Here is a 12792-nt window from a genome sequence, read left to right as displayed (position 1 = left end):
GCGCGAGCCAGAGCGGCCGTTCCATCGACGCCAGACGGCAGACTTGGCAAGCATTGCCTCGGCCTTCTTCTTTCGCTACAATGGAGGCATGGACCTCGTGAATCGGAGAGCTTTTCTGGGAAAACTAGCCCTGACCACGGCCAGTCTCGCCTGCGCGCGCCCCCTCTCCGCGAGCGATAGGGGGGGTTCCCCCTTGAACGTCCGCCATGAATTTCGACTCAACTATGCCCCCTGCCCCGGCCTCTTCGAGCCCGTCGTCGGTCCCGACTTGGTCGATCAAATCCGCTACGCCTCCGACCGCGGATTTCGCTTCTGGGAGGATCTCGCCCTGGATACTCGACCCCTTGAGCTGCAAAAGCGCATCGGGCGTGCTCTCGCCACCTTTGAAATGCAGGCCGGGCTCGTCGCTGCGGAGCGGACCTTCGATCAAGTGACCTTTGCCGGTCCTGACCCCGAGGCCCGCCAACAGGTCCTGGCCCGGGTCGAGAAGGCCATCGCCACCGCCAAACGAATCCGATCTCGCCACCTCGCCATCGTGCCCGGTCGGGCCCATCCGACGCTCCCGCTCGAAAAGCAAAAAGCCCTCACTTTGGAACTGCTGAGAAAATGCCTCGCTCTCGTCGAGCCGGAAGGCTTGCTCTTGTTGCTCGAGCCGGTCGATTCCCAAAGCCAGCCGGGGCTCTTTCTCAGCCAAGTCTCGCAAGCGCTCGAGCTCTGCCAAGACCTCGACCACCCCTCCTGCCAGATCCTTTTCGACGTCTACCATCAACAACTGGCCGGTGGCGGTCTGATCCGAACGCTCGACCAGGCCTGGGACCATCTTGGTTACCTGCAACTGGCCAGCGTTCCCGATCGACTCGAACCCGGCCTGGGCGAAGTCCATCTGCAAAACGTCCTCGCCCACCTCTACCAGCGCGGGGGCGACTTCATTTTGGGCATGGAGCATGGGCGTTCCCTCGGCGGCGTGGTCGGAGTGGAAGCCCTTTTGCGGAGCTACTTGGAACTGGATCAGTTCCCAATCCGGAAACACTCCCGGCCCGGGCCTGTCGGCGGCGGCACCCGTTAGCGACCCAGCGTAGCGCCAATGCGTTTGCGCTCCGCCTCCGCAAAAATGGCCACGGGAGAGCCTGTCATCTCTTGCGTGAGTCGAGTGTAGCGGGCCAGATAGTCTTCCGAAGCGGCTCGACTCCGATCGCGCAATTCGGCCTGCAAGAGCCTTTCGTATTCGTCCCACGCTCTCAGCTCCCGCGCCCCTCGGTCCGAGTTGCCCAAAGCACGCAATCGACCCTCGATGGATCGCTCAAGCGGCGCTCCGAAGAGTCGGGCAAAGGGCTGCTCTCGGAACCGTTTCAAGCGGCGAATCCGCTCGGCCACGTCCTCCAGGGCGCTGATCTCCTCTAAACGGGTTCTCCCCCAGTTGGCCGCTTCTTCCCGCAGCGCTTCCGGATCCTCCTCGCCCGAAACCAAGCGCATCCATTGCCGCATGGCCGGCTTCTCCGCGATTTCTTCTTCTCGACGAGGCACCTCCTTGTAATGAAAATCCCAAGGATCCCAAATGACCTGGGCGCCAGCCGCTTGGAACCGCTCCTTGGCTCGGAAAGACGGCAGGTGGTTCTCATAGGTCGAGCCCACTCCTATGTAAATCGGCTTTCCCCGCACCAGGGACGCCTTGGGCAAAGCATGTCGATCCAAGAACCCAGCCCCAATCATGAGGCAACCTGCCAATTCCGGGACCTCACTCATGGCCATGGCCGCGACCCAACTGCCCGTGTAGTAACCGCTTACAAAAATCCTTCCCGGATCCACGGAAAAACGCTTCTCAATTTCTGGCCGATTCTCCTGCCAGACGGCGATTTCCTGCTGGATTTCGCTGACATCATGGACCCCCAGAAGCTCCTTCTTCGTGTAGGCCAAGGCCACCAAGATCCAATCCCGATGGCGGCTGGCCTCCTTCACCACCTTATTCTGCGGACCTCCCACCGGGCCGTGCCAGGAATACAAAAGCGGCCATTTCTTCGCGGGATCATAATTCTCCGGAAGCTCGATCACGATCGGGTCCACCCATCCGGGCAATTCCAAGCGCTCCTCCGCCCCTAAGGACCCAGCAGCCAGCACGAGCAACGTTGTCAACCAAGCCCTCATTCTTGCTCTCCTAACAAATCGGGCCGGTTTTCCCGCGTCCGCTGCAAGGCTTGCTCCCTTCGCCAAGCGGCAATCTTCTCGTGATGCCCACTCAAAAGCACTTCGGGAATTTTTCTGCCCTCATAGTCAGCCGGGCGGGTGTATTGGGGGCTTTCCAGGATCCCCTCGGAAAAGCTTTCTTCCCACGCGGAACGTTCATCGCCGAGCACACCCGGCAAGAGCCGCACCACCGCATCCGTCACCACCGCGGCCGCGAGCGCGCCGTTCGTCAGAACGTAGTCACCGATGGACAATTCTTCATCGACGAGGGCCTCGACCACCCGGTGATCCACCCCTTCATAGTGACCACAAAGGAGAAGGAGATGGGTCTGTTCTTTCGCCAACGCGATCGCTCGCTTCTGGTCAAAGCGAGGTCCCTGGGGAGTCATGAGCACGACGTGTGCTTGCTCACTTTCAAGCGCCCGCACGCAGGCGAAGAGCGGCTCTGGCTTCAGCACCATGCCCTGACCGCCCCCGAAAGGCTCATCGTCGGTCTTGCGGTGCTTGTCGCTTGCCCACTCTCGTAGATCGTGACAGTGAATTTCCACCTGGCCCGCCTCCTGGGCCCGCTTCATCATGCTCTCTTGCAGCGGTGCCCGACTGATCTCGGGAAAAAGGCTGACAATATCGATCCGCATCCTCGGTCCATAAATCGCCAATCGAAAACCGCCAATGATTCTCTTTGTCTACGGCACCCTCAAACGCGGCCATTCAGCGGCCCACGAGATGAAAGACGCCACGTTCTTGGGGGAAGCCACCACCGAGCCCAAATATCGCCTGCTGGTCTGCCAGCAGGGAGCCTACCCTGGACTGGTGGAGGCCGAGCAGGGAGGCAAGGCCATCGCTGGGGAATTGTATCAAGTCTCCCACCACCTTTTGCAGCATCTCGATCGCTACGAAGGCCTGCCTGAGGGCTACTATCGTCGCGGCCAAATTGCCCTCCGGCCCCCCGCGCCTCCGGGCGTCGAAGGCTATCTTTATTTACGGGATGACGGCACCCTGCCCGAGGCCGGTCTTTGCTGGTAGGTATTCTTTGCAAAGCAGGCGGTCGGCCTTACGTTTACGGTAGCTATGAACCACTTTGCTTTCGTCAATGTTGGCCCCCAGGAAATGATCCTCATTTTCCTGATTTTGCTTCTTCTCTTCGGGGCCAAGAAGCTCCCTGAGCTAGCCCGTGGAATTGGGAAAAGCATGGGAGAGTTCAAGAAGGCCCGCGAGGACTTCGAAGATGAGATCAAAAAAGGCGAAACCTCGTCCGCGGACAGCCCGAAGAAAACGGTCGAAGAAAAAGGGTAAAGGAACCTTTCTCATCGCTCCTTCCGTTCTTCCCGCGCTTCTTATGAACCGAACTTCTCTCTTGGGAGCGCTCCTTCTGGCGCTCTCTCTGACAGCCAAAGGTCAGACTTCTGCCCTCCCTGACCGTGATCCGGTCACCTTCGTCTCGTTTAATGTTTGGAACTACCTCGAGATGAATCGAAGGGTGGAGGGCGTCTACACGAAAAACGCTCCCAAACCAGAGCAGGAAATCCAGCCGCTCATCCAGCTGCTCAGCGAAATCAAACCACAAATCCTCTCGATCTCGGAAATCGGGACGGCTGAGGATCTCAAAGATCTTCAAACCAGATTGGCCGAGGCCGGAGTCGAACTTCCCCACAGCCACTTTCATACCTCGGCCGATCGCTACCGTCGCTTGGCGATTTTGAGCGAGTTTCCAATCATCGACCACGATTCCCAAGGCGATCTCACCTACCAGATTGACAACTTGGAATTGCCCTTCAGCCGCGGGATTCTCGACGTCACCCTTCGCCTGCAATCGGACTACCTGCTTCGCGTCCTAGGAGTGCACCTCAAATCCAAGCGCGAGGTCAAGGAAGCCGACCAAGAGCTGATGCGATTGAACGAAGCCCGCCTCGTACGCCAGCATGTGGACGCCATCTTGGCTGAGGCTCCCGAGACCAATCTCCTGGTGGCGGGCGACTTCAATGCCTACAGCAATGAAGAACCCATTCGCACCACTCATGGGGGATTTGGTTCGGCCAATTACCTCTGGGCCATCCCTCTCGCCGACGACCGAGGAGAGCGCTGGACCCATCATTGGAAGTGGGCCGATGTCTACTCACGCCTCGACTATGCCTTCAGCAATCGAGCGCTCTATCCGGAGATCGACTTCGAAACCTCCCACATCGGGCGCAACCCGACCTCGCTTCAGGGCAGCGATCATCGCCCCTTGGTTGTCTACATCCAACCCACCAACCGAGAAATCCCTTCCGATATCCCCAAGGAGTGAAGCCGCCCCGGAAAAGAGATGCGGAAGAGAGGTCGAGCGCCTAGGCACAGGCCCCACAAGCCTCCCCTGAAGGGGATCACGGCTTCTCGGATTCAAGAAGACAGAACCCCGCCAAGACCACGAGCACTGGACGGTGTGAGGGAAGACGAGCGAGGTCGTTCATCCAGAAAGAGAAGGGCACAAACGAGGAGGAAGAGCGTGTCGAGTGCGATTTGAAGAGGCAGATTCGTGGGCCCTTGCGATCCAAAGCAGCCACAGTCCAGCGTCTTGCCCTGCCCCCAAGCCAGCGAAAGGGCTACAATGAAGGCCAAGTTCAACCCACCCAAGCAAAGGGCTGCCGCGCGGTAGACCAGTTTGAAAATCAAGGCCAGCCCCAAAACGATCTCCAACCACGGGAGCAGAATGGCCACCCAAGCCGCCAAAGGATTGACAATCAACTCGAAGGCCAAGACCGACTCATGAAAGCCTTGAGGATCCTTGACCTTGAGCACCCCCGCCCAGACAAAAAGATTCCCTAAGGTGAAGCGGAGATAGGCCATGACAGGGGCCGGAATCCAGCGGGTCATCCAGATGCTTAAAATGGGTTTCAGGCCGATCCAAGCGAGAAATCGGTCGGAGACATGCAGAATTGTCACTTGCTCGATCTTGCAACTCCCTTGGTCCATCCCATGCTGACCTCCCTCCCCATGGCAGCCAACTTGGCCGCTTCCTCATGCTGATTCTCTCGAAGTGGCTCTTTCTCCTCCTCGCGCTGGTCGCCGGATTGTTGGCAGCGGCTTGCGTTGGTCTGGCCTCGGCTGCCGTCAGTCGACTTTCTGAAAGCCAGGGAATGCCCGACGAAGACCGCCAAGCATTGATCTCCCTTCATCGTCATGCCCACTGGCAGCGGGTGGCCTTTCTTGGAATCGCCTTGATGGCCTTTGCCCTCTTTTTGCTGTTGGGGACGAGCGGACGCTTCCCGCTCCTAGGGGCCGCTTCTCTGGCAGTGTTCTTCCTCCTCATCGACACCCTCCCGCGAATCCTGGGCCACCGCCACCAAGAGCGTGCTCTCGCCCGTGGGCCCGCCTTCTCACAGGGAATTGCCCGCAGGCTGGCACCCCTGGGCAAGCGCTTGGAATCGCTTCGCCAATGGGCCATCCGCCTCCCGGTGCTGGGACGACTCCAAGAAAAAGTCGCCATGGAGCAGAAGGAATTCGAAGCCTACCTCGAACGAGAAGAAGACCAGGGAACCTTACGGGAAGGAGAGACCGACCTCATCTTGGAAGTTCTCAAACTCAATCAACGGACCGCCCGCGACTTCATGGCTCCTCGCGTGGAAGTCTTCACCCTGGCCGATGACCTGACGAGCGAGGAGGTCAGGGAACTCGTGCGACACCGGCCCTACAACTACATCCCGGTGCATCACGACACACGTGACCAAATCGTGGGCGTGCTTGACGTCCATAACTTCCTACTGAAGCCCCCCTATGATTTCGCGAAGCACACCATGCCTCCCGTCTTCGTCCCCGAAACCCTTGGCGCCCTGCCTCTCCTGTGCCAATACCTCCCCTTGCCTCGCTCCCTGGTCATCGTGTTGGATGAACATGGAGGCTTTGAAGGCGTCGTGACCCAGACCGACTTGACCTCCGGCATTCTCTCCGAATTTCTCGAACTGCCTGAGGACTATGATCCGGACCTTCAGGAAATCGCTCCCGGTCGGCTCTTGGCCAAAGGAACAGCTTCCATCGATGCCCTCCGTCGCATGACAGAGATCGAGCTACCCCTGACAGAAGCCCGCAGCCTCGGCGGGTGGATGACCAGCCACCTCGGCCACTTTCCTGAACGGGGCCAGTCCATCGAAGAGGCTGGGCTCCGCCTGACCGTGCGCAAAGCCACCGCAGACCGGGTGGTGGAAGTCCTGGTAGAACAGCTCTCGCCCTCGGTCCTCAGCCGCCCATGACAGAAATCCTCTTTTTGGTGGCTCTCGCGGGAGCCTGGGCCCTCGCCTTGATGGAAACCGCCCTCCTGGCTGCCAGCCCCGTCCGCTTCCGGTATCATGCCAAAAAGGGCGAACCGCACGCCGCTCGCCTGGCGCGCCTGCTGGAAACTCGTTCGTCTGCCCTGCTGGTGGCGGGGCCGCTCAAAGCCATCTTCCTCGCGCTCGCGCTTTGGGCGGCCTTTGAAAATTGGGGACAAGAGCGTCCCTTGGTCGCCTTCCTTCTCTTGCTCCTGATTCTCCTGGGCTATGTCGTGGGGGTGGAACTTTTCGGGAAAGCCTTTGCTCGCCAACGCCCGCATCGACTCCTGACCGCTTTCCGTCACCTTCTTCAGGTCAGCCACTTCCTGGGACAACTCTTTCGAGGAAAACAGCCCTCGCTCCCGCCTCCCCCACCGAGCTACCATCGGAAAGAGAGGCTTCTGGCAGTGGCGCGCGAATACACCGAAGGCGCTTCTTCCGAGCTCGAGTTGATCGAAAATGCCCTCGAGTTCGCCGAGCTCAAAGTGAACGACTTTCTCATCCCACTCGGGAAAGTCACCAGCATCCCCTTGGAAATGCCGATTCCCTCGCTCCTCCCGATTGCTCGTCGCACCAGACACCGCTATTTTCCGGTGCTCGACCACACCGGCCAGCCCGCCGGCACCGTCAGCATGCACGAAATCGTGCGCGCGCGGAGTCACGACCGCACGGGGCGGGATTTTCTGCGCAAGCGTGTCACCGTGCGCCAGGATCAGAGTGCCGAAAGCGCCCTGCTGCTGCTGCGACGACGTGGCAACGAAATCGGCATCGTCGTGAACGCCCGCCAAGTGCCCGTCGGCATCGTGACCGTAACCGATCTGGTGAAACGCTTGCTCAAAGTCTAGAGGCCATCTTGGTTGGGGCATGCGCGTCCTCCCTTGGGCTCTTTCACTTTTCGCTTCCCTGCTGCTCGGCCTCGGGGTGGGCTACTGGTTGGGACGGGAATCCAGGGCGGAACCAAGCCCCGTCGACCGGCCCCACCCCTCCATTCAGTTTCGTGATCCCTCGCGACTCCCCTTCCCCACCCTCATTCAAGAGTCTGCCGGAAAAGAAGTCCGACCCCTCCAACCCAGCCGAGCGGCCGACCGTGAGATACTTGCCACCGTTTCCCAGCTGGTAGAAGAGGCCGCTTCTCTTTTCAGCCAGGAGGACTCGCCCCTGCGAAGCCTCTCCCGAATCAATGAAGCCAGCCGCTACTTTGAAGACTTTCTCCAAAGACGGCTTGATGAGTTAGAAGACTACAGCTGTGTTTTTCCCGCCAACGCCGCCGGGAAAACACAGCGGAGCGGCTACCCCGACCTGAAATTGATCCACCAGCCATCGGGCCAAGTGGCTTACATCGATCCCAAACTCTACGCCCTGGGTTCCGAAGAAAGCAGCTTTCGGACCTTCTACTACCAACCTTCCCACACCACCGGCAAACTCCACCACCACGCCCACCATCTCCTCATCGGAATCGGGCATGATGGAAAGGACGGCCAATGGACCTTCCTCGATTGGAAAATCGTAGACCTATACCACCTGACCTTGCAGCGAAAAACCGAATACAACGCCTCCAATCGGGAACTCTACCAGGCATCCGCCATCCTGGCCGAGCGGCCCTGAAGGCTTCTGACTTTCGAAACCTGAAAATCTCCGCTACCTGCTTCCCATGCCCTTCACTTCCATCGAGGATGCCTTGGCCGATATCGCCGCCGGCAAACTCTTGATTGTGACAGACGACGCCGAGCGGGAAAACGAAGGCGACCTCGTCTTCGCCGCCGAAAAAGTGACCGCCGAATCCGTCAACTTCATGGTCCGCTACGGCCGCGGCCTGGTCTGCGTACCCATGACCGAAGAGCAAGCGGCCGATCTCAACCTTCGGGGCATGGTCCCTCGCAACCGAGAGGCCTACAAAACCGACTTCACCGTCACCGTGGACGCCGCCAGCGGCATCACGACCGGGATCTCCGCGGCCGACCGAGCCCGCACCATCGCCGTCCTGGCGGACCCTCGATCGGGACCTGATGACCTTGTTCAGCCTGGCCACATCAACCCTCTTCGGGCTCGTCACGGGGGAGTCCTCCGCCGGGCGGGGCACACCGAAGCAGCCGTCGATCTGGCCCGCCTGGCAGGCCTGCGCCCCTGCGGAGTCATCTGCGAAATTCTCAACGATGACGGCACCATGGCGCGGCTCCCAGAGCTGACCGAGTTCGCCCGGATCCACGGGCTGAAAATGATCACCATCTCCGATCTCATCGAGTACCGCCGCAATCGGGAGCGCCTCGTCGAAGCGGTTGAGCAAATTCATCTTCCGACCGATCACGGAGACTTCCGGCTCCACCTCTACCGCAGCTTGCTCGATGGCCACGATCACCTCGCGCTCGTGAAAGGGAAAATCTCGGCAGACAGCCCCACCCTCGTGCGCGTCCACAGTGAGTGTTTGACGGGAGACGTCTTCCAGAGTCAACGCTGTGACTGCGGGGGACAACTCCAAACCGCTATGTCGCAAATCGAGCAAGAAGGCCGCGGCATCATTCTCTACATGCGCCAGGAAGGCCGCGGCATCGGACTCGCCAACAAAATCAAGGCCTACAAGCTTCAGGAACAAGGTCTCGACACCGTCGAGGCGAACGAGAAACTCGGTTTCCCCATGGACCTGAGGGACTACGGCACCGGGGCACAAATCCTCCATGACCTGGGCGTGCGTCAGATTCGACTCATAACGAACAATCCCAAAAAGATCGTCGGCCTGGGAGGGCACGATCTCGAGGTGGTGGAGCAAGTGCCCATCCAGCTCGACTCGAATGCCCACAACGAGAAATACCTCGAGACCAAGAAGTCCAAAATGGGCCACCTCCTCTAAGCGGCCTGCCCCTCTCGCTTGTCGGTTGAACTCCGGCCATTCCTCTCCACCTTCCCGTCCCGCCGAGAAAGGAATCCCGAAACCGAGCACCCTCAAGTCATGTCCCACCTCCCTCCCCGCCCACGCCGCACGACCCGGGGACAGCACTTCACCATCATCGCAAGTCGCTACAACGAGAGCTACACCAACGCCCTCGTGCAGGCCACGATCCAGGAAATCCTCGGCTACTTGCCCGAGGCCAAAGTGGAGCTGCATCAAGTGCCAGGCGCTTATGAAATTCCGGTAGCGGTCGAGTTCGTGGCACGGCGCGCCGACTCGCCGGGGGTCATCATCGCCTTGGGGCTGATTCTCGAAGGGAAAACCAAGCACGCCGACCTCATCGCTCAAACCGTGACCGATGCTCTCCAGCGGACTGCCACCACCCACCTCATCCCCGTCATCGATGCCGTGCTCCTCTGCCTCGATGAAAAGCAAGCCTACGCCCGCTGCATGGGAGACAACATGAACCGCGGCACCGAAGCCGCGCGCGCCGCCCTGGAAATGGCGGACGTCATGGACAAGTTGGCCGCGACCTACCCCGCCAAAACCAATGGGTAATCGCCGGGACGGCCGGGAGGCCGCGCTCCAATTCCTCGTCTCGCGGGACATCGCCACCGCCAACGGCCGCTATCCCGACCGCGCCGCCCCGCCCGAAGAAGCTCTTCCCCAATTTTGGGAACTGCGCACGGGCAAAGGACTCACCCGCACCTTGGCCGAAGAACTCATCGCCGGCGTCCTCCAGCACCAGCCCTCCTTGGACGAAAAGATCGAAAGCTCGCTCGAAAACTACCGGCTGGAGCGCACCGGCGTGGTCGACCGCAATCTCATCCGACTCGGTCTCTACGAACTGCTGCACCGCTCCCAGGAGGCCCCGCCCGCCGTGGTCATCAACGAGGCCATTGAAATCGCCAAGCGCTTCGGCGCCCCAGAAAGCCCCAAGTTCGTCCACGGGCTCCTCGACCGCCTCCGCCGAGAGCACGCCCCCAGCTAGGCGGCCTCCCCTTTCAGAGAACAATCGGGCCCCTAATACCAACCTCCAGAATTCACTGGAAGAATGGAGGGGAGGTGTTGTGGGGAAGAGGCGCTGAAGCGCGGGTAAGGGAGAGCCGGTGTCTTTCGAGCCAGCCCTGCGTTGCTCCTCGGTTACGGTGCCTGCACCGCGCCCTCGTCGCGCCTTGGTCTGGCCCGAAATCCACTCGGCCATTCTACCAGCTAATTCTGCAGCTTGGTATAACGCCCAGCGAGAAACCCCTCCAAGCGCTCCACATTCTCCGTCATGACCGAGAGAAAATCTCCCGCAGCGGGTCGGTTGCCGCAGGGATCGAAAACGAGCGACTCGATCCCTCTCTCCTCCAGTTCCCTCCTGACCTCCTCCGAGGGCGGCCCTTCCCAAAGCATGACCTCGGCAGGATGCCATTCCAAAAGGGCCTCCAGCTCCGCCCACTGCGTCGCATCGGGAAATCCACCGGGTTCCCAGTGAACCGCATCCATGTTCAGCTCATACCGTTCCGCCAGAAAAGGATAGACCGGATGGGAAGCCACCAGCGGCGCCCCTGCGAGCGCCTTCCCCACCGCCTTCATGCGGGCATCCAGTCCATCCAGCTGAGCCCGAAGGGCAGCCAAATTCTCCGCCGCGCTCGTGGCCTCCACCAAGCCCCGCTCGACCAAGGCATCCCGCAGCCTCACCGCCTGCTCACCCGCCAAAGAAAAATCGAGCCAAGTCGTCGTCGCCAGCCCTCCATGAGAATGGACTCCTTCCGGGCCATGCCGGTGCTCCACCTTCCCCGGGCTCTCGAGAAAGCGCTCCTCCAAGCCCGCCAGAGACTCCACCACCCGCGACTCTGGCAAAGAAGTCGTCAAGCGCCAGCCCTCGTAGCCCGCTCCATTCAGCAGAATCAAGTCGGCCGCCTGCATCACAGCGATTTGCCCACGGCTCGGCTGCCAAAAAGCAGGATCTCCTACAATTTCGGGAAAATAGACTTCAATTCCGTCAGAATCAATCTGTCCTGTCATCCAAGCTAGCGGGTAATTGGAGACGACCACCCGCTTCTCAATCGAAACCTCGGATTCGGGCAGTTCCTGCCTTCCACACGAGGCCAAAGCCAAAGCCACCAGCAGCCAGCTCGGAAAAGATCTCATCAGGCAAAGGAACTCAGGAGCAGGTTCGCGCCAGCCAAATTCCAGAAAAAACCGCGCCGATCCCGACCAGGGTCTGAGCTGCGATGTTCCCGAGTGCCCCTCCCCACTGCCCCCCTTGGAGCTGCTCTACCACCTCAAAGGCATAGGTTGAAAAAGTCGTGAAGGCCCCCAAAAATCCCGTCAGAATGATTAACTTGGCCCGCGGCGAGCCCCCCACCTTGGCGCTCAGCCAAACCGCCAAAAACCCAAAGAGAAAGCAGCCTAGCAAATTCACCAGCATCGTGGCCCAGACCCAGCTCGATCCCAGCCAGCGCTGCACCCCCAAATTCACGCCGAAACGCGCCATCGCGCCCAAGCCTCCGGCCCCACCCAGCAGTAAAAGATCCCGCCACATCCCACCAAGCTCACTCATTCTCGCCTTCCCCGCACCCGGAATTCCGCCCGAGCACTTCCTCGGGATCGGGAAACGAAAAACCCTCTTCCAGAAGCGAGTCGATCAACCCCGCCGCCGCCTCCGGCACCCAGCGGCGGTTCGCGCCGCTCCGAGATCGCTCCTCCACCCCGGCTCTCTCCGGCCACAAACGATGTCGTCGCTCATGGAGCACATACATGCCCGCCCTTTCGGCCCTCGCATTGCGTAAATGACGCCGCAGCACAGGGTGCCAGTTGGCTGGACCTGACCAGGTATCATTGCCAAAGTAGGTCAACGGACACAAGCCATGCCCCGTCCTAGCTAGCACCTCTGAAGTCACCTGGGAGAGCATTCCCCCCGGCGGACGAAACCACCCCGAGCGAAAGCCCTCCCCCAAAGCGGCTCGCAAGCTGGACTCGCAGTCCTCAATCTCCTGAATCGCCTCCTCCAGCGACTTGCCCAACAGCGAAGCATGCGTCTGGCTGTGATTCACCACCAGATGCCCCGCATTGAAAATGGCCGCAGCCAAATCTGGTTCCTTCCGGACCTCACTCCCGATCAAGCAAAATGCTCCTCGGATCTTGCGATCACCTAAAACCGCCAAGAGTCGGGACGTCACCTCAGCCGAAGCATTCGGCCCATCATCGAAGGTCAGCACAAACTCCCCCGGGCGCAGCCCCACCCGATCCCTCGTCCAAAGGATCGTACGCCGATTGAGCCACTTTCTCCACGCCCTCACTCCTCCTACTACCCCAAAGCGCGCCCCGCGGTATGCCTAATACCAAGCTGCAGAATTGGCTGGTAGAATGGCCGAGTGGATTTCGGGCCAGACCAAGGCGCGACGAGGGCGCGGTGCAGGCACCGTAACCGAGGAGCAACGCAGGGCTGGCTCG

Annotated in this window: 16 protein-coding genes; 10 read left to right on the top strand and 6 right to left on the bottom strand. The window is 60.3% G+C overall.

Features of this window, described 5'->3' with window-relative positions:
• Nucleotides 1-43: 43 nt before the first annotated feature.
• Complete coding sequence (locus AAF555_00080; protein MEM6909955.1) at nucleotides 44-1066, top strand: TIM barrel protein; 1023 nt, start codon at nucleotides 44-46, stop codon at nucleotides 1064-1066.
• Here AAF555_00080 and AAF555_00075 read toward each other — a convergent pair.
• Entirely contained in the window at nucleotides 1063-2130 is a 1068-nt protein-coding gene (locus AAF555_00075) for a hypothetical protein (protein MEM6909954.1), read from the bottom strand. The genes AAF555_00080 and AAF555_00075 overlap by 4 nt on opposite strands.
• Nucleotides 2131-2138: 8 nt before the next feature.
• Nucleotides 2139-2819, bottom strand: a complete 681-nt coding sequence (trmD, locus tag AAF555_00070; protein MEM6909953.1) for a tRNA (guanosine(37)-N1)-methyltransferase TrmD — start codon at nucleotides 2817-2819, stop codon at nucleotides 2139-2141.
• Between the two features lie 34 nt (nucleotides 2820-2853).
• Between trmD and AAF555_00065 the strand changes: the two genes are divergently transcribed.
• The 3 genes from AAF555_00065 to AAF555_00055 are packed head-to-tail and all read left to right on the top strand — an operon-like array spanning nucleotide 2854 to nucleotide 4468.
• Entirely contained in the window at nucleotides 2854-3207 is a 354-nt protein-coding gene (locus AAF555_00065; protein MEM6909952.1) for a gamma-glutamylcyclotransferase family protein, read from the top strand.
• A 45-nt stretch (nucleotides 3208-3252) separates the two neighbouring features.
• Nucleotides 3253-3477 carry a twin-arginine translocase TatA/TatE family subunit gene (locus tag AAF555_00060; GenBank protein MEM6909951.1) on the top strand — a complete coding sequence of 75 codons (225 nt, stop codon included), beginning with the start codon at nucleotides 3253-3255 and terminating at the stop codon, nucleotides 3475-3477.
• A gap of 43 nt (nucleotides 3478-3520) precedes the next feature.
• On the top strand, nucleotides 3521-4468 hold the full coding sequence (locus AAF555_00055) for an endonuclease/exonuclease/phosphatase family protein (GenBank protein MEM6909950.1): 948 nt from the start codon (nucleotides 3521-3523) through the stop codon (nucleotides 4466-4468).
• A 92-nt stretch (nucleotides 4469-4560) separates the two neighbouring features.
• On the opposite strand, the gene AAF555_00050 is transcribed toward AAF555_00055, so the two are convergent.
• Nucleotides 4561-5133, bottom strand: a complete 573-nt coding sequence (locus AAF555_00050; protein MEM6909949.1) for a MauE/DoxX family redox-associated membrane protein — start codon at nucleotides 5131-5133, stop codon at nucleotides 4561-4563.
• 47 nt (nucleotides 5134-5180) lie between these two features.
• Here AAF555_00050 and AAF555_00045 point away from each other — a divergent pair, with 47 nt between their 5' ends.
• From AAF555_00045 to nusB, 6 genes are all read left to right on the top strand, one after another.
• Complete coding sequence (locus tag AAF555_00045) at nucleotides 5181-6407, top strand: transporter associated domain-containing protein (protein ID MEM6909948.1); 1227 nt, start codon at nucleotides 5181-5183, stop codon at nucleotides 6405-6407.
• The gene (locus AAF555_00040) at nucleotides 6404-7309 is read left to right on the top strand and encodes a CBS domain-containing protein (protein ID MEM6909947.1); all 906 of its coding nucleotides are present in this window, start codon (nucleotides 6404-6406) and stop codon (nucleotides 7307-7309) included. The genes AAF555_00045 and AAF555_00040 overlap by 4 nt, the downstream gene beginning before the upstream one ends.
• A 19-nt stretch (nucleotides 7310-7328) precedes the next feature.
• Complete coding sequence (locus tag AAF555_00035; GenBank protein ID MEM6909946.1) at nucleotides 7329-8069, top strand: hypothetical protein; 741 nt, start codon at nucleotides 7329-7331, stop codon at nucleotides 8067-8069.
• Nucleotides 8070-8115: 46 nt separating this feature from the next.
• Nucleotides 8116-9309 carry a bifunctional 3,4-dihydroxy-2-butanone-4-phosphate synthase/GTP cyclohydrolase II gene (locus AAF555_00030; GenBank protein ID MEM6909945.1) on the top strand — a complete coding sequence of 398 codons (1194 nt, stop codon included), beginning with the start codon at nucleotides 8116-8118 and terminating at the stop codon, nucleotides 9307-9309.
• Between the two features lie 99 nt (nucleotides 9310-9408).
• Nucleotides 9409-9906, top strand: coding sequence for a 6,7-dimethyl-8-ribityllumazine synthase (ribH, locus tag AAF555_00025; GenBank protein MEM6909944.1), 498 nt, complete (start codon nucleotides 9409-9411; stop codon nucleotides 9904-9906).
• Nucleotides 9899-10339, top strand: coding sequence for a transcription antitermination factor NusB (nusB, locus tag AAF555_00020; GenBank protein ID MEM6909943.1), 441 nt, complete (start codon nucleotides 9899-9901; stop codon nucleotides 10337-10339). Before ribH ends, nusB begins: the two co-directional genes overlap by 8 nt.
• A gap of 221 nt (nucleotides 10340-10560) precedes the next feature.
• Here the strand turns inward: nusB and AAF555_00015 are convergent, their stop codons facing one another.
• From AAF555_00015 to AAF555_00005, 3 genes are read right to left on the bottom strand one after another with little or no spacing between them, the layout of a single operon-like run.
• A complete protein-coding gene (locus AAF555_00015; GenBank protein ID MEM6909942.1) occupies nucleotides 10561-11487 on the bottom strand; it encodes a metal ABC transporter substrate-binding protein in 927 nt (308 codons plus the stop codon).
• Nucleotides 11488-11500: 13 nt separating this feature from the next.
• Nucleotides 11501-11899 carry a CrcB family protein gene (locus tag AAF555_00010; protein MEM6909941.1) on the bottom strand — a complete coding sequence of 133 codons (399 nt, stop codon included), beginning with the start codon at nucleotides 11897-11899 and terminating at the stop codon, nucleotides 11501-11503.
• On the bottom strand, nucleotides 11892-12638 hold the full coding sequence (locus AAF555_00005; GenBank protein ID MEM6909940.1) for a polysaccharide deacetylase family protein: 747 nt from the start codon (nucleotides 12636-12638) through the stop codon (nucleotides 11892-11894). Before AAF555_00005 ends, AAF555_00010 begins: the two co-directional genes overlap by 8 nt.
• Nucleotides 12639-12792: the final 154 nt, after the last annotated feature.

This window comes from Verrucomicrobiota bacterium, assembly GCA_039027815.1.
Lineage (GTDB): Bacteria > Verrucomicrobiota > Verrucomicrobiia > Verrucomicrobiales > JBCCJK01 > JBCCJK01.
This window is presented reverse-complemented; position numbering and strand designations above follow the sequence as displayed.